We start from the raw sequence: 20,163 nt of genomic DNA, 5'->3' as shown, positions 1-20,163 counted from the left end.
GTATGGAACTTTCGTTGCAAGAGGTCGTCGGGAAAAATTATGTGGATTTCTGGAACACGAAGAAGCGCTACCGGGTGTGTAAGGGATCCCGCGGATCCAAGAAATCGAAGACTACAGCCCTCAACATGATCTATCGGCTTTACCGTTATCCAGAAAGCAGCGGACTCTGCGTCAGGAGGTATGCTAATACGCTTCGAGATTCCGTGTTTTCCGATCTCAAATGGGCGATTCACAGATTGCAGCTGGACGCCTATTTTGATTGCCTGGTGTCTCCGCTGCAGATCGTCCGTAGGAGCACCGGACAGAAGATTCTATTTCGTGGCCTGGATGAAAGCCTTAAGATCACCTCCATCTCTGTCGAGAGGGGGTGTCTTTGTTTTGTCTGGATCGAGGAGGCCTATGAAGTCGCAGAGGACGATTTCAATAAGCTGGATATGTCCATCCGAGGAGAAGTGCCGGAGGGGTATTTTAAGCAGCTCACGCTCACCTTTAACCCCTGGTCAGCGACAAGTTGGCTGAAGGCCCGATTCTTTGACGCACCGGATGACACCATCTTCACGAAGACGACGACCTGGCAGTGTAATGAGTGGCTGGATGATGCTGACCGGCATATCTTTGAGATGATGCGGCGGCAAAATCCCAGGCGCTACCGAATCGAAGGGGACGGAGAATGGGGAATTGCCGAGGGACTGATCTATCCGAATCACCGGATGGAAGATTTTGATGTCGGGGAAATCAGGGCCCAGGAAGGGGTAAAGGCAGCATTTAATTTAGACTTCGGTTTTACGGATCCGAATGCTTTTGTCTGCGAGCTTGTCGATGGCCAGGCGAAGAAGATCTATATCTTTGATGAGTGGTATCAGAGCGGGGTGACAAACCGGATCATTGCGGAGACGATCAAGGAAAAGGGCTATGGTGGGCAGAGAATTATCTGTGACTGTGCAGAACCGAAATCGATCGCTGAGTTGCAGGATGAGGGGATCCGCGCGGAGGCCTCTCTGAAGGGCAGGGACAGCGTGCAGCACGGGATCCAGCTAATCCAGAACTATGAGATCATCGTGCATCCAAGGTGCACGGAATTTTACAAGGAAATCGAAAATTACTGCTGGGAAAAGGATCGGAACGGTCGAATGACAGATAAGCCGGATCATGAGTTTTCTCATGGCATGGATTCTATGCGGTATGGTGTTGCCAGGCTGCTGCGAGCCGATCGATTCAGCTTTGACTAAGGGGTGAAAAGGAATGTGGGATTTCTCATTGATTGACAGGGCAAACCGGGCAATCCGGGAAGGGGCGCGGAGGATCTCCGATCGGGCGCTGATATCCCATGAGATCTTTCGCCAGAAATCATCGAAGGAGTGGCGGTGGATGATAAAGGGGGATGATTACTATCTCGGCCGCCAGGATATCCTGAAGAAACGGAGGACAGCGATCGGAAGAGACGGGAAGCTCATAGAACTTGATAATCTTCCGAACAACCGTCAGATCGACAATGTGTATCGTCGTATGGTAAAGCAGAAAGTGAACTATCTTCTGGGAAAACCGATCTCTGTGACCTCTGATAATGCAGCTTATCAGGATGCTCTGACAGAGCTTTTCGATAAGGCGTTTTTCCGGCAGCTTAAGAACGTTGGACGGGATGCCCTGAATTGTGGGATCGCCTGGCTTTATCCGTACTATGACGAGACCGGAGAATTTCGCTTCAAGAAATTCCGACCGTTTGAGATCATCCCCGAGTGGAAGGATGTAGATCATACCGAGCTTGACCGGGTGATTCGATTTTATGAGGTCCTCAATTTCGATGGAGAGCGGGACACGAAGATCACAAAGGCGGAGCTTTATACGAAAGGAGGGATTGATTTCTTCGAGTACCATAACGGCATGCTTCTTCCCTGTGCGCCCTGGCACCAGGATTATTTCATGGTGGAGGGGAAGGGGTATAACTGGGACAAGCTCCCCTTTGTCCCCTTTCGGTATAACGACGAAGAAATTCCGCTGGTTGTAAACTGCAAGAGCCTTCAGGACGGTCTGAATCGGATCCTCTCTCACTTCGACGACAACATGGAGGAGGACAGTCGGAATACCATTTTGGTACTTGTAAACTACGACGGGGAGAATCTGGGGGAGTTTAGACAGAATCTCGCAACCTATGGCGCCGTTAAGGTTCGCTCCGACGCAAACGGGGCCGGCGGGGATGTAAGAACTCTGCAAGTAGAGGTTAATGCGGAGAACTATAAGGTGATTTCGGATATCTTCCGCCGCGCCATTATCGAGAACTGCATGGGGTACGATGCGAAGAATGAGAAGCTTACAGGAACGCCGAATCAGATGAACATTCAATCCATGTATAGCGACATCGACCTGGATGCATCCGACATGGAGACCGAATTCCAAGCGGCGTTGGACGAGCTGCTTTATTTTGTGGATCTGCATCTGCTCAACAGCGGAGCAGGAGACTTCCGGACGGTCGAAGCGACCTTCACCTTCAACACAAATATGCCGATGGATGAGAGCCTTACGATTCAAAATATCCAGAACAGTGTGGGAATTATCTCGAAAGAGACGCTCCTCTCTCATCATCCCTATGTGACGGATGCGAATGCAGAAATGGACCGTTTGAAGGCAGAGGAGGCGTCTCTTTCGGAAGCGGAGTATCACCCGATGATCGAACACGGAGGCGCGGAGCATGAAGACGAGTGAGTATTGGCAGAAGCGTTTCTCTGAGCTCGAAGAGCTTCGACATGGGGAGGCAGCTGCAGGGTATCAAGAGATCTCCCGTCAGTATCAAGAGGCAGAGAGGGAGCTTGAGCGGCAGATTTCTGTGTGGTATCAGCGCTTTGCTGCAAACAATGGGATCTCGATGCAGGAGGCCCGGAAGTTCCTGAGCAAAGCACAGCGGGAGGAATTTCAGTGGGATATTGAAGAGTACGTCAGAAAGGGGGAGGAGAATGCGATCACACCGATCTGGAAAAAGCAGCTGGAAAATGCTTCTGCAAGAGCACATATCAGCAGGCTGGACGCGCTGAAGCTTCAGATCCAGCAGCAGATGGAAAAGCTCTTCGGAGGTCAGCTGGACAGCGTAGACAAGACCATGCGAAGGGTCTATGAGGGAGATTACTATCATACCGCTTTTGAGCTCCAGAAGGGGGTTTCCATCGGCCGCAGCTTTTCTCAGCTGGATGAACGGAGCATACAAAAGGTTCTAGCACGCCCCTGGGCTCCGGATGGGAGGAACTTCTCGGATCGGATATGGTCGAACAAGCAACTCCTGGTCCATGAGCTCAATACGACGATGACGCAGAACATCATCCTCGGGAAAGATCCACAGAAGGCGATTCAGGCCATCTCCAGGCGCCTTAAAGTCTCGCAAACTGCGGCAGGGCGTCTTGTTATGACAGAGTCCGCCGCGATCGGGAATGCTGCACAGCGGGACAGCTTCCGGGAACTCGGTGTAGAGCAGTATGAGATTGTTGCGACTCTGGATTCTCGTACGTCGGAGATATGCCGCCATATGGATGGTAAGCACTTTAAGATGAGCGAGTGGCAGACTGGCGTCACGGCCCCGCCCTTTCACGTAAACTGCCGCACGGCGACGGCTCCCTACTTTGAGGAGGATCTCGATCAGATCGGAGAGAGGGCTGCGAGAGATGAGGAGTCGGGGAAGACCTATTATGTGCCGGCAAACATGGGTTATGAGGAGTGGGAGAAAGCATTTGTGGAATCGGGCGCTTATGCAACGCCGACGACGGTAGGTCAGTCCTTTGCCGGGTATAACCAAGCGCAGCAAGATGACCTGGAACAAATCTATAACAACGCGCCACAGGAAATCAAAGCCTTGTATGTCAAATACGGGGGCCAATTGCAGCCGGTCGATGAAAACGTTGATCCTAGCATTGGTGAAGCATATTTCAGTCCGTCGGATGGACGCGTACATATGCATAAAGCTGATGCCGCAGCAGGGAATAGCTATCAGGAGCCATTTCAAGTGCACTTTCATGAATATGCGCATAATCTTGATTATCTTGCCGGTGGCGGGCAAAACTTTTCACGGGCATATAAGAATGCTGCACAGAAAACACTTGAAGATGTCATAATGGATGACTGTGAAAAAACCATAAAACAGTATTTTAAGGATAGTGCTGCTGATGCGAATGGTGTATATCAAAAAGCATTCGATGCCCAGCTAAAGATTAGTGGCGTAGGTGCAGAAGCATACGTAAGAAACTTGTTGCATAATTATAGACTGACAACCGGAATGCTAAGAACAGACCCGATTTATCAACTTCTGGAAAATGAATTAGATGCTGCAAAAACCGAAGAAGCTATACGAGGTTTTTACACGAAGCATTTTGACAAGTTCAGTAAGTTCATATATGATAAAAGCAAAGTGCTAGATTCTTTTGAAGACTACATCAAAATGAATCACACAATGAAAGAGTACTCAAACTTGTCAGATATGTTCGGAAGATATTCAGTTCAGTGCGGCAGAAGTAGCTACGCATTTGGTTTTGGTCATGATCCGGCATATATCACAGGCACTGGAAATCTAAGTGCAGAGGGATTTGCCGAAATGACAGATTCAACGATTGCTTCACCGGGTGCGCTTGCGTTAATTAAAAGGTATCTACCAGATGCATATAACATGTATTTGAAAATGCTGAAAAGGATGTGATTATATGACTGAGCAAGAAAAGGCATATGCAAGGCTTGACCTGCAGTACAAGGAAAAGTTCGGTAGCTTTTATCCTGTTGAATTTGGCGATAATCGGTCATCAGCAGAACATATGGAGACTATGAGGAATTGTCTGAAATCAGGAAACCCTCATGTAATACCTGATCGAAAAATTCCTAAAGGGGTTATGATTTAACGAAAGACGAGGGGCTTCGAGAACCTCGGAACATTTGAGAGTCTTTAAGACGCCGGGAAGCCGGTGTCTTTTTGTATGCCCTGCCGGATGGCGTAAAAAGACGGAACCGAACAATCATGTGGGAGCTACCCCGTAAAAAGTGTAAAAGAAAGGACGGATGAAACAATGAAAAGAAAGTTTTTGGAGGAGCTTGGGCTAGAGAAGGATGTCATTGACAAGATCATGACAGAAAACGGAAATGATATCAATGCCGCAAAGGCGGAGCTTTCAGATGTTACTGCGGAACGGGACAAGCTGAAGCAGGATATCAAAGAAAGAGAAGGTCAGATCGAAACGCTGAAGAAATCCGCTGGGAGCGGAGAGGATCTCAAAAAGCAGATCGAAGCTCTCCAGGCAGAAAACCGGAAAGAGAAGATAAGCTATGCAGTCGAAAAGGCATTGACTGCCGCAAAGGCGAAGAACGTCACTGCGGCGAAAGCCATGCTGAAGGATCTGGACAAGGCAGAATTCTCGGAGGATGGCAGTATCAAGGGCCTCTCGGAACAGATCAAGGCTCTTCAGAAGGACGAGGCAACGAAATTCCTTTTCGAGGAGGAGAAGCCTCAGAAACCGAAGATGACTGGTGCAAGTCCGGCGGATCCGGACGATGAAAAGCCGTCAGGAGTCACTAAGGAGCAATTCGCGAAGATGGGATACAAGGAGCGGCTGAAGCTCTATAATTCCGATCGCGACGCTTATGATCTTCTGAGCGGCATGAAGAAAGGAGAAGAGTAATGGCAGGAATGACAAAACTGTCTGGCCTTGTGAATCCGCAGGTTATGGCGGATATGGTGAGCGCGACGCTCCCGAAGAAGATCAAGTTTTCGCCGTTCGCAAAAGTGGATACCACTCTCTCGGGGCAGCCGGGGGATACGATTACCGTACCAAAGTATGCCTATATCGGGGATGCAGAGGATGTTGCGGAGGGAGTAGCGATCGGAACCGTGGTGCTTACGGCCTCCACTACGACGGCGCAGGTCAAAAAGGCGGCAAAAGCTGTCGAGATTACGGATGAGGCCGCACTCTCTGGCTATGGCGACCCGATCGGAGAGGCGGCGAATCAGCTGACTATGGCGATCGCGGCAAAGGTGGATAATGACTGCTATGAGGCTCTGAAAGGGGCTACGCTGCAGTATGACGGCTCCGCGAAGATCATCAGCTATGAGGGTATCGTGGATGCGGTGGATAAGTTCGGGGACGAGACGGACGCAGGAGTAAACAAGATTATCTTCGTGCATCCGAATCAGGTCACGCAGCTTCGGAAGGATCCGAACTTTCTGGATATCAATAAGTACCCGATCGCGAACGGCGTCATCATGTCCGGGACGATCGGGAGCATCGCGGGCTGCAGAGTGGTGAAGTCCAAGAAAGTCGCTCTGGATTCGGGAAACGCCTACTACCTGAACCCGATCATGGTAGATGATTCCGCAGATCCGAACGAGGATCCTGCGGCGGATAAGACCGCAACCGTTTCTTCGGCGCTCACGATCTACCTTAAGAGGGATGTCAATACGGAGACCGATAGGGATATCCTGAAGAAGACCACCGTGCTCTCTGCGGATGAGCACTATACGGCGGTGCTTTCCAACGAGTCGAAAGTCGTGCTTGCAAAGTTCAAGAAGTAAGGAGGGGGTAAATGGGAATGCTGCTGAGAAGGCATTATGAGATCCCGGACGAACTGGAAGCGGATGTGGCGGAGGAAGAGACGAGTCTTACTCCTGTCACAGAAGACGAGCTTCCGGTGGAGGCGCCAGAGGAAGAGGCAGAACCGGAAGAGGCAGAACCGGAGGAGGTGTCGGATGGAGACGCTGGAACGCGGAAAGGAAAGGCTTAAGCAACTGAGCTATACCTGGAAGGCTTCTGACGAGGCCCTGCTTTCCCATTGCTGCGAAAAGGCCGCGTCCTATGTCAAGAATGAGTGCAATACAGAGGAGGTCCCGGAGGGCCTCCTCTCTGTCACAATTGACATAGCCGTAGGAGAGTTCCTGAAAACGAAGAAGACCTTTTCACCGAATGATCTTTCTGGGCTGGATTTTAGCGCCGTGGTGACGCAGATCAAGGAAGGAGATACCGACGTGAGTTTTTCGGAGGGAAAGAGTACAGAGCAGCGTCTGGATGAGTTCATCTCTTATCTTCTCAGTTATGGCACGCCGCAGTTCAGTTGTTACCGGAGGCTGAGATGGTGAGTGCTTTGGAGCGGGCAAGGAGAAGCGCGCAATCGGCACAGAGGATGCTCTACGATGGCCGGGCCGACATTATAGAGTACCGGAAGCGGAAAGATCCCGAGAGCGGAATTATCTCGCATAAAGAAGAGACGGTAGAAAGAGGGCTGCCGTGTCGGCTCTCTTTCTACGAGATCTCTTCCGTAAGCCAGACCGATTCCGCTGCCGATACCGCGCAGGTCATAAAGCTTTTCCTAGCTCCTGACGCCGCAATAAAACCGGGATCAAAGATCGTAGTCACACAGAACGGAAAAACAGTGGCGTATCAGTGCAGCGGCGTCCCTGCGGTCTATGCCACGCATCAGGAGATTATACTGACGCTGTTTCAGAAATGGAGCTGAGATGGGACAAGGAGGGGTAGATAAAAAGGCACTGGAAGAGTTTGCAGAGAGGATGAAGGCACTCTACGAACAAAGGGAAGTCTTTTTGGGGGACTGCGCGAAAGAATTATCCGCGAGGCTTTTGCGGAAAGTCATAAAGCGCACACCGGTCGGAAACTATTCCGTAGAAGTCACTGCCGTTGCGAAACGAAACGGAAAAAAGCATAAGAAAGGAGAGTCTTATCAGAAGTGCATCAATCCTACTGGGAGAAAAGGCGGAACACTTCGGCATGGCTGGACGATCGGAGAGGTATCAAAATCCGGGGATCTCTATACCGTGGATATCATCAATCCGACGGAGTATGCAAGTTATGTAGAGTTCGGGCATCGGCAGACCCCGGGGCGCTATGTCCCGGCTCTCGGAAAACGGCTTAAGAAGGGATGGGTAAAGGGGCAGTTTATGATGACGCTATCCGAGAATGAAATTCGTGCCATGGCGCCCGCGCTGCTGGAAAAAAAGGTGAAGGATTTTCTGAAAGGAGCGATGGATGGTAAATGAGATCCTCCGGGGAATCAGCACTGCACTTTCCCGGGAATTTACAGAAAAGGAATATGAAATCTATGTGGAGGAAATTCGGCAGGGCCTGCAGGAGCCTTGCTTTTTTGTTTCCGCCCAGAATCCTTCCAGCCAGCACTTCTTGGAAGGAAGATATCTTAGGCGCTGTCCCATCCTGATCCAATTCTTCCCCGAGGACGGGAAGCAGGAAATATGCCATGAGGTCGCAGAGAGGATGATCGCATGCCTGGAGTACATCACACTTCCCGGAGAGGAGCAGCCGATCTGGGGAAAGAATCCTCGCTATGAAATCCATGACGGTGTGATGAGCTTTTTCCTGGATTACGATCTTTTTGTCCTTCGAAAGGAGGATCAGGAGAAAATGGGAGAGCTTTTGCAAAATGGAAAGGCAAGGTGATTATGGAAAAGGAAAACGGGAAGACGTCTCCGGATTTCTTTGAAAAGCGACAGCTTTTAGAGTCCCGGCGTTTCCGAGACAAAAGGGATCTCCTGGAGGCAATCCTTTTGGACGGAAAAGAGTACACGATGGAGGAAGTCGAGCAGAGAATCGACGACTATAGGAAAGGCAAGGTGTGAGAATGGCACTTGGCGGAGGAAGCTTCCTTACGCAGAACAAGGTTCTGCCGGGAGCTTATATCAATTTTATTTCGAAGTTTATGGCGGGAGCGGCGCTTTCTGATCGAGGAATTGTCACGCTGCCGCTGGAGCTTGACTGGGGGCCGGAGGGGGAAGTCTTTACCCTTTCCAGCGAGGACTTCCAGAAGAGCAGCCTGAAGCTTCTGGGTTACTCCTATGGGCACGAGAAGCTGAAGGGTCTCAGAGATCTCTTCCTGAACGCGAAGACGCTCTATACCTATCGGCTGAACAGTGGCGGAACAAAGGCATCGAATACCTTTGCAGAGGCAAAGTATCCGGGGAAAAGGGGAAACGATCTTCGGATCGTGATCCGGAAGAATGCAGACGAGCCTTCCCATTTCGACGTTATGACCTATCTGCTGGACTCCCGGGAGGACCTGCAGACGGTATCGGCGGCCTCTGAGCTTACAGCAAATGATTTTGTCACCTGGAAGAGCGGGGCGACCCTTGCGGAAACCGCCGCAACGCCCCTGACCGGCGGGAGTAACGGAACGGTAAACGGAGCGTCCTATCAGGGCTATCTTCAGAAGATCGAGGCCTATCACTACAACGTGATGGGAGTTCTCAGTACGGATGGCACCACGCTGAAGCTGTTTAATGCGTTCCAGAAACGCCTCCGGGACGAGGTCGGGGTAAAGTTTCAGCTCGTGAGCTATCGAAATCCCGCTGATAATTTCGGCGTGATCTCCGTGGAGAACAAGGTCCTGGACGCCGGATGGGATGAGGCGTCTCTTGTCTACTGGGTAGCGGGACTGGAAGCCGGATGCGAGGTCAATCGTTCCTGCCAGAATCGAAAGTATGACGGGGAATTTACGGTGGAGACGAAGGAGACGCAGTCCCAGCTGATCGAGGGAATTCTCGCAGGGAAGTTTCTGGTCCACCTCGTGAACGGTGTCCCTCGGGTGCTCGAGGATATCAATACTCTGGTGTCTGTGACAGAGACCGTAGGGGAGATCTTTAAGGATAATCAGACAGTTCGCGTGGCTGATCAGATCGGAAACGATATCGCATCCCTCTTTGCCTCGAAGTATCTCGGTGTGATTCCGAACAAAGCATCCGGCAGGATGTCCCTGTGGGCGGATATTGTGAAGCTTTGTCAGGAACTGCAGGATCTCGGTGCGATTGAAGATTTCGAGGACAAGGCCGTCACAGTGGAGCGGGGGAGCACAAAGAAATCCGTTGTGGTAAATACGGATATCTCTGTCGTCAACGCGATGGGGAAGCTCTATATGAGCGTTGTCATCCAGTAAGGAGGAGAAATGGCCGAGAATATCACAATGAAAGCCAGAGATACGATCATGGCAAAGGCGGCGGAGTGTTTTCTGACAATCCGCGGCAGGCGCTATAACTTCATGATGATGAAGGACATGGAAGTAAAGATCGAGAAGACGAAATCTAAGGTCGCACGACTTGGTGCCATGATGGTAGGCCATAAGTCCTGCGGCATGGAGGGGACCTTCTCAGGCACGGCGCACTACAATCAGTCCGTGCTGCGGCAGGCGCTGAAGGACTATAAGGACAGCGGGGAGGATATCTACTTCGAGATGCAGATCACGAATGATGATAAGACCTCCCGGGCCCGCAGACAGACTGTTGTGCTCTACGACTGCAATACAGACGGCGGGATCCTTTCCAGCTTTGACGCAGACGGGGATACGATAGAGGAATCGATTAAGGGGACCTTTGAGGACTTCTCTATTCCCGAGTCCTTCACGCTTCTGAACGGGTTCCTCGCGAACTGATCGGTAAAAGAAAGGAGAAATCATGTCAAAATTTGCGCTCTTCATGAGGCAGAACAAAAAAGATAAGCCGAATGCCTTCTACGCTCCGACGAAAAGCCTCCTGGATAAGGATGGAAAGCCCCTTATGTGGGAATTTCGGCATATTACTTCAAGGGAAAACGATGAGATTCGGGATTCCTGCACGACAGAACTTCCTGTCACCGGAAAGCCTGGCATCTTCCGGCCGAAGGTCGATACCTACCGATATCTCGCAGAGATGATCGTTGCCTCGACCGTGACGCCGGATCTCTTTGATTCAGAGCTGCAGGATTCTTACGATGTCAAAACGCCGCGGGAGCTCCTGTACGCGCTTGTGGATGATCCGGGAGAGTATCAGGATCTAGGGCTCTGGATCCAGGAGTTCCAGGGCTTCACACAGAGTCTGGAAGACAAGGTGGAAGCGGCAAAAAACTAATTGAAGGGGAGGATGAGGACCCGGAAGCAAGCTATGCCTATCACGCACTTCTGAGGCTCCACATCCTCCCCTCAGTATTTTTTCAAATGGATGAAAACGAAAAAGCCTTTGTAATCGCAGCAATCCGCTTGAAGGCAGAGCACGATAAAGCGGAGCAGGACCGCATGATGCGAAATTCCCGGAGGAGGCATTAGATGGCAAGTATACAGACCGGCATTGCTTTAAATGACCAGCTTTCGGGGAAGCTTTATGGGATCATCGGCGCACTGTATGATACCGTCGGCGCGATGGATGAGTTGCATAGCAGCCTTTCGCAGCCAATCAGCTCGCCGGTAGGCGATGAGATGGCGGGGCAGCTCGGGAGAGCGGAAAGCGCTGCGGAGCGCCTGCAGGAGGCGATTGCAAGGCTCTACCCGAAGATCGAGGATAACGAAGAGGGCCAGGAGGAGCACAATGAAGCTATAAAGCAGGGGGCAAGAGCAGCGGATTCCCTCATGCAGAAGATTGTCGGGGTAGCTGCGGCCTATGCGACAATGAAATCTGTGCAAACGATCGCCGGAATTTCGGATCAGATCGTGCAGACCCGTTCCCGCATCGATCTGATGAACGACGGACTCCGTTCCACGGATGAGGTCATGGACCTCATCTATGCTTCCGCTCAGGATGCCCGCGGAAGTTATGCCGATATGGCGGGAGTGGTAGCTCGATTTGGAAACAACGCAAAGGACGCCTTTTCCGGAACAGAAGAGGTAGTGGCCTTCGCGAATCTCATCCAGAAGCAGATGACTATTGCAGGAGCATCTACGCAAGAGGCCGCGAATGCAGAGCTGCAGCTCTCTCAGGCGCTGGGTTCCGGAGTCCTTCGGGGAGACGAGCTGAACTCTATCTTTGAACAGGCCCCGAATCTGATCCAGTCGATTGCGGATTATATGCAGGTACCAATTGGAGAGATCCGAAACATGGCACAGGAGGGAAAACTGTCTGCCGACATTGTAAAGGCAGCGGTCTTCGCAGATGCCGACAGCATCAATGAAAAATTCGCGGAGATGCCTCTAACCTGGTCTCAGGCATGGACTATGATGCAAAACGCGGCACTGAAGGCCTTTGAGCCGGTACTGCAAAGGATCAATTCCATGGCAAACAGTGAGATGTTCCAGTCCTTTTTTGAGGGTGTTGTCAACGGCATGAACCTCGCCGCGGACGCTGTCTTAGGTATCTTTGACCTGGTGGGGCAGGTTGCGACTTTTGTTGCGGACAACTGGGGGGCAATCGAACCGATCATCCTCGGGATTGTTGCAGCACTCGGGCTCTACTACGGGATGATGCTTGCGGTAAACGTGATCAATGGCATCGCTGCGGCCGTACAGGCAGTGCAGACGGCGGCAGCGACCGCACACGCTGCGGCCATGATGATGGAGGCGGGAGCTACCTTTGCTGCTACCGCGGCTCAGTATGGGTTTAATGCGGCCTTAATGGCTTGTCCCATTACCTGGATCATTCTGGCAATCATCGCCCTGATTGCCGTAATTTTCGCGATTGCGGGGGCAGTCGCGAAGGCCACAGGAGCAGCGCGAAGCGGCTTCGGTATCATTATGGGAGTCGTATTTACAGCGGGAGCCTTCATCCGGAATCTGGTCGTCGGGCTGATCAACTCGTTGATCGCTTATGTGATCAATTTCTATAACACGTCGGCGAATTTTGCGGCGGCCTTTGGCGTGCTGTTTAATCGCCCCGTGGCGGCGATTAAAGCTGTGATGCTCTCTCTTTTTAATTTCATCGTGGGTGTCGTCAGTAAGGCAGCCGGCATGCTGGATGCACTTTTCGGCAGCAACCTGCAGGGCGCTGTCGCGAAGTTCCAGGGAAAAGTACAGGCACAGATCGACGCGACGATTCAAAACGCCGGAGGAGAGAAGGCAAAGACTTTAAACGCCGCAGACTACCAGCTGGAAAGAACAAAGTACAGTGACGCCTTCCAGGCAGGGGCAAAGTGGGGAGATGGTGCTGCGGATAAGTTTCACAGCTTAGGCGGCCTTTTCAAGGGCGGAGGCGGAGCAGGAGCCCTTCCGAATTTCGCCGGCATAGGTGGGCTTCAAAATGCGGTTCAGAACGGAGCGGGAGACGCGATAGCGGGATCCGGGCTTCCGGGATCTTCTGGCATCACTGCCGGGAACACGGAAAAAATTGCGGATTCTCTCGCCGATAGCAAGGAGGACCTGAAGTATCTCAGAGATATCGCTGAGCAGGAGACGATAAATCGCTTTACCACGGCGGAGGTTAAGCTTGAGATGGTAAACCACAATACTATCCAAAGTAACCTGGACCTCGACGGCATCGTCTCCCGAATGACGGACTCCGCGGAAGAGGCGATCGAAAGGATTGCGGAAGGAGTGCATTGATGGGGAAAAGAAGCGGTTACGACTTTTATCTTGGGAAGTGCCTTTTCCCGCTGGCCCCGGAGAAGCTCACAGTAAAAATCGGAAACAACAATTCGACAACGGTCCTGATGAATGACGGGGAAATCAATATCCTGAAACAGCCGAAGCTTACGGAAATCGAGTTCGAGGCACTGATTCCTCAGGTACGTTACCCCTTTGCGAGGTACAAGGGAGGATTCAAAAAGGCAGAATACTTTCTCTCTATCTTTGAAAAACTGAAAATTGCGAGAAGACCGGTACAGTTCATTGTCTGTCGCCGTCTTCCTCGCGGGCGAAGGCTCTATAACACGAATATAAGGGTAAGCCTCGAGGAGTATCAGATCACAGAAAATGCGAAGGAAGGCTTGGATGTGAAGGTCAAGTTTAAGCTAAAGCAGTACAAGTTTTTCGGAACGAAAACCGTGACAATCAAGCCTCCTGCCGCCCCGGAAGCCCCGCCTGCCGCAAGTACGGAACCTCCGAGAGAGCAAAAGTCGCCTCCACAGGAAACGAAGACTTATACCGTAAGGAAGGGAGACTGCCTTTGGAAGATCGCAAAAAGGCTTTACGGGAATGGAGCGCAGTATGCAAAGATCTTCGAAGCAAACCGGGATAAGATCAAAAATCCCAATCTGATTTATGCCGGCCAGGTTCTGACTATCCCCGCTTAAAGGAGAAAAACAAATGGCAATTGACTTGATCGTAAGCAGCGAGGACCATAAAAAATTTTTCTCTCCCGCGGTCTTGGAGGGGATCAGCTGGAGTACAAAGCGGAGGAGCACTCCGGGAAAACTGAGCTTTAAGGTAAGAAAAGACAGTGTTCTTCAATTCGGCGAGGGGAGCGAAGTACGTTTTCTTCATGATGGGAATCCGATTTTCTTCGGATTTATTTTTCAAAGGGAGTGCTCTCGGGACGGCGTAATCTCTATTACGGCCTATGATCAGCTGCGCTATCTGAAATATCAAGACACTTGGGTCTATCGAGAAAAAACCGCGTCCCAGCTGATCCGTATGATCGCGGAGGACGCAAAGCTTAAAATTGGTGATCTGGAAGACTCCCGCTACGTTATCCCGGTCAGATCAGAGGACAAAAAGAGCTTTCTCGAAATGATAGAAAACGCCCTGGATCTGACTTTGCAAAACACGAAGGAGATGTTTGTTTTATATGACGATTTCGGAAAACTTTCGCTTAAGAATATTTCGAGTATGAAGGTGGGATCTGGGGAACAATATCTTCTGATCGATCAGGAGAGCGGGCAGGATTATGACTATTCGATCAGCATTGACGGGAACAGTTATAACCAGATCAAGCTGTCTTATGAGGATAAGAAGGCTGGAAAGCGGGAGACCTATATCGCAAAGTCCGGGGAGAATATCAACAAATGGGGGCTTTTGCAGTATTTCGATACTTTAAAGGAGGGCGAAAACGGGCAGGCAAAGGCAGACGCCCTTTTGGCCCTCTACAATAAAAAGACAAAGAAACTGAAGCTGAAAAACGTGCTGGGGGACGATCGCGTTCGCGCCGGCTCGTTGATTGTGGTGAAGCTTATGCTGGAGGAGAGTTCTATACAGAACTTCATGCTCGTAGAGGAGTGCAGCCACAACTATAAGGATGGGGAACATTGGATGGATTTAAGCCTGCGAGGAGGAGAGATCAATGCTTGATATGACGCGATTTGTAGAGCTGATGAAGAAGCAGGCGGCGGATGCAGTGGCGGCGGGGGATCCGGTCCACATCCTGTACGGGACGGTAGGCAGCGTAAATCCTCTTGTCGTTATAACGGACCAGCAGTTAAGGCTTGAGCGAGACGTCCTGATCCTCCCCGAATATTTAACGGATCATACGGTCCGGATTGGAGAGAGGAATGTGACGTTCTACGGCGCACTGAAAGCAGGAGATAAGCTGATACTTTTGCGTCAGCAGGGAGGGCAGAGCTTTTTGGCGCTCGACAGGGTGGCGAAATGATTCCTATAACAAGCGGACTTTTGGACAGAGATTTTTCTATTGAAGAGCGTCCCTCCCTTACGCATTGGATGGACATCGAAAGAAAAAGCATCCAGGGGATGACAGACGCACAAGATGCCATGAGGCAGGCAATCTACAAGATCCTCAACACAGAGCGCTATGAGTACGAAATCTATTCTTGGGACTACGGAATAGAGACGTTAGATCTCTATGGAGAGCCGGTTACATGGGTGGTTCCTGAGCTGGAGAGAAGAGTCCGGGAAGCACTTCTGCAGGATACCCGAATCACAGAGATTTCGGATTTCGAATTTGACTTTCCGGAAAAGAGAGTCGTGCACGTAGTCTTTACCGTGCACACGATCTTCGGAGAGCTGAAGGCAGAGAGGACGGTGAGAATCTGATGTATGAGGACCAGAACTATGAGGCGATCCTTGGGAGGATGCTGGACAGGATATCCGGGAATATCGACAAAAGAGAGGGCTCTTTGGTATGGGACAGCAATGCCCCTGCCGCGGCAGAGTTGGCAAGTCTCTATATTTCTCTTCGTTGGATGCTGGATCAGGCCTTTGCGGATACCGCATCTCGAGAATATCTCATACGGCACGCGAAGGATCGAGGTATTTTCCCGGAACCGGCGAGTGGAAGTATTTTAAAAGCCGTGTGCACTCCTGCTACTTTAGAGGTCCCGATCGGGGCCCGCTTCTCCTGTGAGACTCTGAACTATCACGTTACGGAGAAAATCGCGCCGGGAGAGTATAAACTGCTGTGCGAGACGCCTGGCACGGCGGGGAACAAGAACTTCGGACTTTTGATTCCGATTGAATTTATCCCCGGCCTGGAAACAGCAACGCTGAAAGAGGTGCTGATCCCCGGGGAGGATGAGGAGAGTGACGAGTCCCTTCGAAAGCGCTACTACGATAGCTTTCGGAATCTTTCCTTCGGGGGAAATCGAGCAGACTATCTTTCCCGCGTGAACGCAATCCCCGGCGTAGGAGCAGTAAAGGTGGAACGTGCGTGGAATTATGGCATGAAACCCTCTGATTTCATTCCAAACGCAAATGTCGAGAGCTGGTACAGCACAGCGGTGCAAAGTCTCCCTCCTGACGTCAAAAAATGGGTTTTTGCTCTTTACGAAGCAGCGAAGAAACACTGGCTTACAACCGGTGGCGCGGTCAAACTTACGATCCTCGCGTCGGATTATGGGAAGGCATCCTCGGAGCTCATCGCTACAGTAGAGAAAACATTGGATCCTGGCCCCGTTGGCGAGGGCTACGGCTTGGCTCCGATTGGGCATCTTGTCCATGTAGAGACTGCGACGGAGGTTCCTGTTGAATTTACGATATCTTTTACCTTTGCCCCGGGGTATCACTATTCCGCCCTTGCTTCTCAGGTTCAGGCTGCTATCGAAGCTTACTTCCTGGAGCTTAGGAAGGGCTGGGAAGAGCGGCCATGCATTGTCCGACAGGCGCAAATTTATTCTCGACTTCTTTCCATCGAGGGGATTGTCGATGTGACCTCGGTTTTCATCAACGGAAAGAGTGAGAATCTTTCCCTGAAGGAAAATGAGATCCCGGCTTTTTCAGGGGTTAAGGGGGGCTGATCAATATGAGCGAAGAGAGAGAAGTTGACCTCCTGAGCTACCTGCCGCAGTACATGCAGGAATTTCGGGAACTCCGAGTGATCTTGAAAAGTGAGGAACCGGAATTTGTACTCGCGTGGGAGAAGTTGCAGAGGTGGCTTAGAAATCGTTTCATTCTGGAGGCAGACGCCGAAGGGATCCAACGCTTTGAGGAGTATCTGAGGATCCGCCCCTTTGATACGGACTCTTTGGAGGATCGAAGGAGAAGGCTGCTCGGGCTTAAAATGACCGGGCTTCCGTATACTCTGAAAAAGCTTCAGGAAGTGCTCTATCAGATGTGCGGAAGCAAAAACGTGAAGTGCACCGTGGATTATGAGCATTATACCGTGACAGTATCCGTGATGCTCGCCTCAATTCGTTCTCTGGACTTTATCCGAGAGATCACCGGCATCATGGTTCCGTCCAATATGCTGCTCGATATCCGGGTGATCTACAATCGCTGGGAGCGCTTCCGACGCATTACATGGGGAGAGCTCCGGACGGAAAGCTGGAAAAGCCTTCACGAAGACAGGAAGTGGCAGGAGGGAAGTTAAAGTGAGAAAAACAACGAATCTGCAATTAAAACAGCCGGAATATGAGGATTTTGTGGATATCGAAGATCTGAATCAAGATCTCGATCTGCTCGATAGTGCAATCGCTGAAAAGCTAAATCGTGCCGGCGGGGATATCAGTGACACAGTGGCGTCTATTATCGAAGAAATATCGGAGGAGATGCCGCTCCCTGCTGCAGGGGACGTCACGAAGACGCTGCTGGGGAAGATCGTGAAATTCTTCAAAGACGTGAAAGGTCGTCTTACATCCTTATCGAAAAGGATTTCCGAGGAGCAAAACCGCTCATCGGAAGCCGAAAACCAACTTGCCGGGCAAATATCGGTCCTGGATTCGGACATTAGCACTACGTCTAAAAATCTTCAGTGGGAATATAACCGGGCGAAGGAGGTCGAGGACAGGATCTCCCTTCGACTGGACGCTGAGATTCAGCGGGCGCTAGGGGAGGAAGTGAAAAAGCTGGATCGATCTTCCCTTGTCAATAACACCTCTATCGACCGTACAGATATGCCGGCATCCTCTCATGTAACGAATGATCTTCAGAAGCAGCTAAACCGGGTAGACTCGGCTTCCATCAAGACGGAAGGAGCTACTTCTGATCAAAAAGTCATGAAAATCACGAGAGAGAGTTCTTCGGAGCATCCGAACCGGATCCACTTTTTCTCAGAGAGAACTTATGTCGGTTATATCGACATTCTAAAGGACGGCTAATAAGGGAGGACAGCATGGAAAGGATAAGAATCGAAGATAAGGAATACGGGATCCGGGGGATCTATCCGGAAAGAGAACATGTCCTTCGAGTCGACTTTGCAAAAGAAGTTCCGGAAACTCTTTCTCACTTTGTGCTTTTGACAGAAGGAGGAGAGGAGGCCGGGACCTTTACTGGATACATACTTTGCAAGCGCGATGGGCTCAGTGCCTGGATCGCCAATCAAAAAGGAGCAGGAAGCGTAGAGGATCACCGTCCATCTCTAGCAGAATTGAAGGCGGAAAAGAAAGCCGCCCTCGACCGTGCCTGCTCTGAGATCATTCAGCGTGGGATATCTGTAAAGCTAAATGATGGCGAGACAAAACATTTCTCGCTGTCAGAGCATGACCAGCTGAATCTCTTCGGGAAGCTTGCGGAATTGACCACAGGGGCATCTCTCTGCGCCTACCATGCAGACGGGGAGCCCTGCACCTACTTTTCGGCGGAGGATATGAGAGCCATTGTACAGCGTGCAGTATGGTTTGTGTCCTATCACACGACCTATCTTAACGCTTTGCACCGCTGGCTGGATGCTTGCCAGGATGAGGCGGAGCTCTCTTCCATCTTTTACGGGGCGGAGATCCCGGAGGAGCATCAAAACCCGGTCCTGAAGGACCTTGTAAAGCAGATCAAAGGAGGGGCAGCATGAGCAAGATGCTAGGGAAGTACACCGGGCTCTTCGGCGCGGGAGGTCTGATTTATGTCGTAATGGAGCTGATGTGGCGGGGACGGTCCCACTGGAGCATGTTTCTGCTTGGCGGGGTTTGTTTTATCACTCTCGGCCTCATTAACAAGGTGATCCCCTGGGAGACGCCGCTTTGGCAGCAGGCCGTGCTTGGCTCCGGGATTATAACGCTCCTGGAGTTCGTCACAGGGATGATCGTCAATCGGCACTTCGGCTGGCAGGTCTGGGATTACTCGCACATGCCGGGGAATATCCTTGGCCAGATTTGCCCACAATTCACGCTCCTCTGGATCCCGATCAGCATTGTCGGCATTGTATTGGACGACTATCTGCGATGGCGATTCTTCGGAGAGGAGAAGCCGCACTACAAACTAATTTAAAACCGGCGGGGGAATCTCCCCTGCCTTTTATTTACAAAGAAAGAGGTGAAAGCATGAGGAAAACAAGGATCATCCGCAACACGGATCCGAACAACGTAAGGCCCGGAGACCGCTACGCCGGAATCCATGAGGACTCCGACGGTAACAAGTTCTACGTCCCGGACGATGATATCGGGAGACCGAACGGGGCAAAGCACAATCCGGATGCTGCAGCAGATGAGGAGCACGGCCCCGGCGTCAAGAAGGACTGAAGAAAGAGAAGGGAGGCTGAAATGTGACGGATGAGGAGGTAGCGGTAAAGCTCGAAGGGCACGATAAGGAGATCGGAAGCCTAAAGCGCCGAATGAACGATCAGGAAACTGCCAGCAAGCAGATCAACGACATCATCCTGTCGGTGAAGGAACTGGCCTTGAACATGGCCAGAATGCTTGATGAGCAAAAGATTCTGTCCGGACGTGTAAAGAGCTTAGAGGATAAACCGGGGCAGACCTGGGACGCGATCATACGTACGGCAATCACGGCGATCGTTTCCGCCCTGGCCGGAGGGATTGCCATGTGGGTAGCGCAGGGGCTGGCTCTGCACATGCATTGATTAAGAAAGAGAGGAAAAGAACATGGATTTTGGGCTTACGAGTGTTGTGGGAATTACGGTGATCTGCTATCTGATCGGGATGCTTTGCAAGGCATGGCCGATTGTGCCAGACAAGGCGATCCCCGCCGTATGCGGCGTATCCGGGATGCTGCTCGGCATTGCAGCTCTGCAGCTCATGCCGGACTATCCGGCAAAGGACGTCATTAACGCCATGGCGATCGGGATTGTATCTGGCCTGGCGGCTACGGGCGTCAATCAGCTCGGGCGACAGATGACCGCTGGTGTTTGATTAAATATTGAGAGAGGGGCATGATGCGGGAGCTCCTCAAGCA

The 20,163-nt window shown here is 51.3% G+C and carries 28 protein-coding genes; all 28 read left to right on the top strand.

The genetic code is table 11. The features are described from left to right. Positions 1-2: 2 nt before the first annotated feature. A complete protein-coding gene (locus GCWU000341_RS09455; RefSeq protein ID WP_009215749.1) occupies positions 3-1,229 on the top strand; it encodes a PBSX family phage terminase large subunit in 1,227 nt (408 codons plus the stop codon). Between the two features lie 13 nt (positions 1,230-1,242). Next, the gene (locus GCWU000341_RS09450; RefSeq protein ID WP_009215748.1) at positions 1,243-2,700 is read left to right on the top strand and encodes a phage portal protein; all 1,458 of its coding nucleotides are present in this window, start codon (positions 1,243-1,245) and stop codon (positions 2,698-2,700) included. Beyond that, entirely contained in the window at positions 2,687-4,672 is a 1,986-nt protein-coding gene (locus GCWU000341_RS12745; RefSeq protein ID WP_009215747.1) for a minor capsid protein, read from the top strand. Before GCWU000341_RS09450 ends, GCWU000341_RS12745 begins: the two co-directional genes overlap by 14 nt. Before the next feature lie 4 nt (positions 4,673-4,676). Then, positions 4,677-4,868 carry a hypothetical protein gene (locus tag GCWU000341_RS13605; protein WP_155812773.1) on the top strand — a complete coding sequence of 64 codons (192 nt, stop codon included), beginning with the start codon at positions 4,677-4,679 and terminating at the stop codon, positions 4,866-4,868. Between the two features lie 165 nt (positions 4,869-5,033). Beyond that, positions 5,034-5,642 carry a phage scaffolding protein gene (locus tag GCWU000341_RS09440; protein ID WP_009215746.1) on the top strand — a complete coding sequence of 203 codons (609 nt, stop codon included), beginning with the start codon at positions 5,034-5,036 and terminating at the stop codon, positions 5,640-5,642. Next, entirely contained in the window at positions 5,642-6,532 is an 891-nt protein-coding gene (locus GCWU000341_RS09435; RefSeq protein ID WP_009215745.1) for a N4-gp56 family major capsid protein, read from the top strand. Before GCWU000341_RS09440 ends, GCWU000341_RS09435 begins: the two co-directional genes overlap by 1 nt. Positions 6,533-6,549: 17 nt before the next feature. Beyond that, on the top strand, positions 6,550-6,741 hold the full coding sequence (locus tag GCWU000341_RS09430; RefSeq protein WP_155812771.1) for a hypothetical protein: 192 nt from the start codon (positions 6,550-6,552) through the stop codon (positions 6,739-6,741). Next, positions 6,707-7,093, top strand: a complete 387-nt coding sequence (locus GCWU000341_RS09425; protein WP_009215743.1) for a hypothetical protein — start codon at positions 6,707-6,709, stop codon at positions 7,091-7,093. The genes GCWU000341_RS09430 and GCWU000341_RS09425 overlap by 35 nt, the downstream gene beginning before the upstream one ends. Beyond that, positions 7,087-7,470, top strand: a complete 384-nt coding sequence (locus GCWU000341_RS09420; RefSeq protein WP_009215742.1) for a hypothetical protein — start codon at positions 7,087-7,089, stop codon at positions 7,468-7,470. The genes GCWU000341_RS09425 and GCWU000341_RS09420 overlap by 7 nt, the downstream gene beginning before the upstream one ends. Position 7,471: 1 nt before the next feature. Beyond that, positions 7,472-8,008, top strand: a complete 537-nt coding sequence (locus GCWU000341_RS09415) for an HK97 gp10 family phage protein (protein ID WP_009215741.1) — start codon at positions 7,472-7,474, stop codon at positions 8,006-8,008. Next, entirely contained in the window at positions 7,998-8,423 is a 426-nt protein-coding gene (locus GCWU000341_RS09410; RefSeq protein ID WP_009215740.1) for a phage tail terminator family protein, read from the top strand. The genes GCWU000341_RS09415 and GCWU000341_RS09410 overlap by 11 nt, the downstream gene beginning before the upstream one ends. Next, on the top strand, positions 8,420-8,602 hold the full coding sequence (locus GCWU000341_RS09405) for a hypothetical protein (protein ID WP_009215739.1): 183 nt from the start codon (positions 8,420-8,422) through the stop codon (positions 8,600-8,602). The genes GCWU000341_RS09410 and GCWU000341_RS09405 overlap by 4 nt, the downstream gene beginning before the upstream one ends. Positions 8,603-8,604: 2 nt before the next feature. Then, positions 8,605-9,912 (top strand): phage tail sheath family protein, encoded by a 1,308-nt coding sequence (locus GCWU000341_RS09400; RefSeq protein WP_009215738.1) that lies wholly within the window; start codon positions 8,605-8,607, stop codon positions 9,910-9,912. A 9-nt stretch (positions 9,913-9,921) separates the two neighbouring features. Then, complete coding sequence (locus GCWU000341_RS09395; RefSeq protein ID WP_009215737.1) at positions 9,922-10,404, top strand: phage tail tube protein; 483 nt, start codon at positions 9,922-9,924, stop codon at positions 10,402-10,404. A gap of 22 nt (positions 10,405-10,426) precedes the next feature. Then, positions 10,427-10,858: a phage tail assembly chaperone gene (locus GCWU000341_RS09390; RefSeq protein WP_009215736.1), complete on the top strand. Its 432-nt coding sequence runs from the start codon at positions 10,427-10,429 to the stop codon at positions 10,856-10,858. A 194-nt stretch (positions 10,859-11,052) separates the two neighbouring features. Next, positions 11,053-13,254 (top strand): tape measure protein, encoded by a 2,202-nt coding sequence (locus GCWU000341_RS09385; protein ID WP_009215734.1) that lies wholly within the window; start codon positions 11,053-11,055, stop codon positions 13,252-13,254. Then, complete coding sequence (locus GCWU000341_RS09380; RefSeq protein WP_009215733.1) at positions 13,254-13,943, top strand: LysM peptidoglycan-binding domain-containing protein; 690 nt, start codon at positions 13,254-13,256, stop codon at positions 13,941-13,943. The genes GCWU000341_RS09385 and GCWU000341_RS09380 overlap by 1 nt, the downstream gene beginning before the upstream one ends. Positions 13,944-13,956: 13 nt before the next feature. Beyond that, entirely contained in the window at positions 13,957-14,937 is a 981-nt protein-coding gene (locus GCWU000341_RS09375) for an XkdQ/YqbQ family protein (protein WP_009215732.1), read from the top strand. Further along, positions 14,930-15,238, top strand: a complete 309-nt coding sequence (locus GCWU000341_RS09370) for a DUF2577 domain-containing protein (protein ID WP_009215731.1) — start codon at positions 14,930-14,932, stop codon at positions 15,236-15,238. Before GCWU000341_RS09375 ends, GCWU000341_RS09370 begins: the two co-directional genes overlap by 8 nt. Continuing rightward, a complete protein-coding gene (locus tag GCWU000341_RS09365) occupies positions 15,235-15,639 on the top strand; it encodes a DUF2634 domain-containing protein (RefSeq protein ID WP_009215730.1) in 405 nt (134 codons plus the stop codon). The genes GCWU000341_RS09370 and GCWU000341_RS09365 overlap by 4 nt, the downstream gene beginning before the upstream one ends. Beyond that, positions 15,639-16,838: a baseplate J/gp47 family protein gene (locus GCWU000341_RS09360; RefSeq protein WP_009215729.1), complete on the top strand. Its 1,200-nt coding sequence runs from the start codon at positions 15,639-15,641 to the stop codon at positions 16,836-16,838. The genes GCWU000341_RS09365 and GCWU000341_RS09360 overlap by 1 nt, the downstream gene beginning before the upstream one ends. Positions 16,839-16,843: 5 nt before the next feature. Then, positions 16,844-17,410: a putative phage tail protein gene (locus GCWU000341_RS09355; RefSeq protein ID WP_009215728.1), complete on the top strand. Its 567-nt coding sequence runs from the start codon at positions 16,844-16,846 to the stop codon at positions 17,408-17,410. Positions 17,411-17,462: 52 nt separating this feature from the next. After that, entirely contained in the window at positions 17,463-18,137 is a 675-nt protein-coding gene (locus GCWU000341_RS12740; RefSeq protein WP_155812769.1) for a hypothetical protein, read from the top strand. A 14-nt stretch (positions 18,138-18,151) separates the two neighbouring features. Next, the gene (locus tag GCWU000341_RS09345) at positions 18,152-18,823 is read left to right on the top strand and encodes a DUF4376 domain-containing protein (RefSeq protein ID WP_009215726.1); all 672 of its coding nucleotides are present in this window, start codon (positions 18,152-18,154) and stop codon (positions 18,821-18,823) included. After that, positions 18,820-19,239, top strand: coding sequence for a putative ABC transporter permease (locus GCWU000341_RS09340; protein ID WP_009215725.1), 420 nt, complete (start codon positions 18,820-18,822; stop codon positions 19,237-19,239). Before GCWU000341_RS09345 ends, GCWU000341_RS09340 begins: the two co-directional genes overlap by 4 nt. 53 nt (positions 19,240-19,292) lie before the next feature. Beyond that, positions 19,293-19,490 (top strand): hypothetical protein, encoded by a 198-nt coding sequence (locus GCWU000341_RS09335; RefSeq protein WP_009215724.1) that lies wholly within the window; start codon positions 19,293-19,295, stop codon positions 19,488-19,490. 23 nt (positions 19,491-19,513) lie between these two features. Beyond that, positions 19,514-19,831 carry a hypothetical protein gene (locus tag GCWU000341_RS09330; protein WP_009215723.1) on the top strand — a complete coding sequence of 106 codons (318 nt, stop codon included), beginning with the start codon at positions 19,514-19,516 and terminating at the stop codon, positions 19,829-19,831. A 22-nt stretch (positions 19,832-19,853) separates the two neighbouring features. After that, positions 19,854-20,120: a phage holin family protein gene (locus GCWU000341_RS09325; protein WP_009215722.1), complete on the top strand. Its 267-nt coding sequence runs from the start codon at positions 19,854-19,856 to the stop codon at positions 20,118-20,120. Positions 20,121-20,163 lie beyond the last annotated feature (43 nt).

The sequence above is a fragment of the Oribacterium sp. oral taxon 078 str. F0262 genome, from assembly GCF_000160135.1.
GTDB lineage: Bacteria > Bacillota > Clostridia > Lachnospirales > Lachnospiraceae > Oribacterium.
This window is presented reverse-complemented; position numbering and strand designations above follow the sequence as displayed.

Coding starts and splice junctions, on each gene's coding strand:
- GCWU000341_RS09455 (WP_009215749.1), top strand. CDS start 3: ATGGAACTTTCGTTGCAAGAGGTCGTCGGGAAAAATTATGTGGATTTC.
- GCWU000341_RS09450 (WP_009215748.1), top strand. CDS start 1,243: ATGTGGGATTTCTCATTGATTGACAGGGCAAACCGGGCAATCCGGGAA.
- GCWU000341_RS12745 (WP_009215747.1), top strand. CDS start 2,687: ATGAAGACGAGTGAGTATTGGCAGAAGCGTTTCTCTGAGCTCGAAGAG.
- GCWU000341_RS13605 (WP_155812773.1), top strand. CDS start 4,677: ATGACTGAGCAAGAAAAGGCATATGCAAGGCTTGACCTGCAGTACAAG.
- GCWU000341_RS09440 (WP_009215746.1), top strand. CDS start 5,034: ATGAAAAGAAAGTTTTTGGAGGAGCTTGGGCTAGAGAAGGATGTCATT.
- GCWU000341_RS09435 (WP_009215745.1), top strand. CDS start 5,642: ATGGCAGGAATGACAAAACTGTCTGGCCTTGTGAATCCGCAGGTTATG.
- GCWU000341_RS09430 (WP_155812771.1), top strand. CDS start 6,550: ATGCTGCTGAGAAGGCATTATGAGATCCCGGACGAACTGGAAGCGGAT.
- GCWU000341_RS09425 (WP_009215743.1), top strand. CDS start 6,707: ATGGAGACGCTGGAACGCGGAAAGGAAAGGCTTAAGCAACTGAGCTAT.
- GCWU000341_RS09420 (WP_009215742.1), top strand. CDS start 7,087: ATGGTGAGTGCTTTGGAGCGGGCAAGGAGAAGCGCGCAATCGGCACAG.
- GCWU000341_RS09415 (WP_009215741.1), top strand. CDS start 7,472: ATGGGACAAGGAGGGGTAGATAAAAAGGCACTGGAAGAGTTTGCAGAG.
- GCWU000341_RS09410 (WP_009215740.1), top strand. CDS start 7,998: ATGGTAAATGAGATCCTCCGGGGAATCAGCACTGCACTTTCCCGGGAA.
- GCWU000341_RS09400 (WP_009215738.1), top strand. CDS start 8,605: ATGGCACTTGGCGGAGGAAGCTTCCTTACGCAGAACAAGGTTCTGCCG.
- GCWU000341_RS09395 (WP_009215737.1), top strand. CDS start 9,922: ATGGCCGAGAATATCACAATGAAAGCCAGAGATACGATCATGGCAAAG.
- GCWU000341_RS09390 (WP_009215736.1), top strand. CDS start 10,427: ATGTCAAAATTTGCGCTCTTCATGAGGCAGAACAAAAAAGATAAGCCG.
- GCWU000341_RS09385 (WP_009215734.1), top strand. CDS start 11,053: ATGGCAAGTATACAGACCGGCATTGCTTTAAATGACCAGCTTTCGGGG.
- GCWU000341_RS09380 (WP_009215733.1), top strand. CDS start 13,254: ATGGGGAAAAGAAGCGGTTACGACTTTTATCTTGGGAAGTGCCTTTTC.
- GCWU000341_RS09375 (WP_009215732.1), top strand. CDS start 13,957: ATGGCAATTGACTTGATCGTAAGCAGCGAGGACCATAAAAAATTTTTC.
- GCWU000341_RS09370 (WP_009215731.1), top strand. CDS start 14,930: ATGCTTGATATGACGCGATTTGTAGAGCTGATGAAGAAGCAGGCGGCG.
- GCWU000341_RS09365 (WP_009215730.1), top strand. CDS start 15,235: ATGATTCCTATAACAAGCGGACTTTTGGACAGAGATTTTTCTATTGAA.
- GCWU000341_RS09360 (WP_009215729.1), top strand. CDS start 15,639: ATGTATGAGGACCAGAACTATGAGGCGATCCTTGGGAGGATGCTGGAC.
- GCWU000341_RS09355 (WP_009215728.1), top strand. CDS start 16,844: ATGAGCGAAGAGAGAGAAGTTGACCTCCTGAGCTACCTGCCGCAGTAC.
- GCWU000341_RS09345 (WP_009215726.1), top strand. CDS start 18,152: ATGGAAAGGATAAGAATCGAAGATAAGGAATACGGGATCCGGGGGATC.
- GCWU000341_RS09340 (WP_009215725.1), top strand. CDS start 18,820: ATGAGCAAGATGCTAGGGAAGTACACCGGGCTCTTCGGCGCGGGAGGT.
- GCWU000341_RS09335 (WP_009215724.1), top strand. CDS start 19,293: ATGAGGAAAACAAGGATCATCCGCAACACGGATCCGAACAACGTAAGG.
- GCWU000341_RS09325 (WP_009215722.1), top strand. CDS start 19,854: ATGGATTTTGGGCTTACGAGTGTTGTGGGAATTACGGTGATCTGCTAT.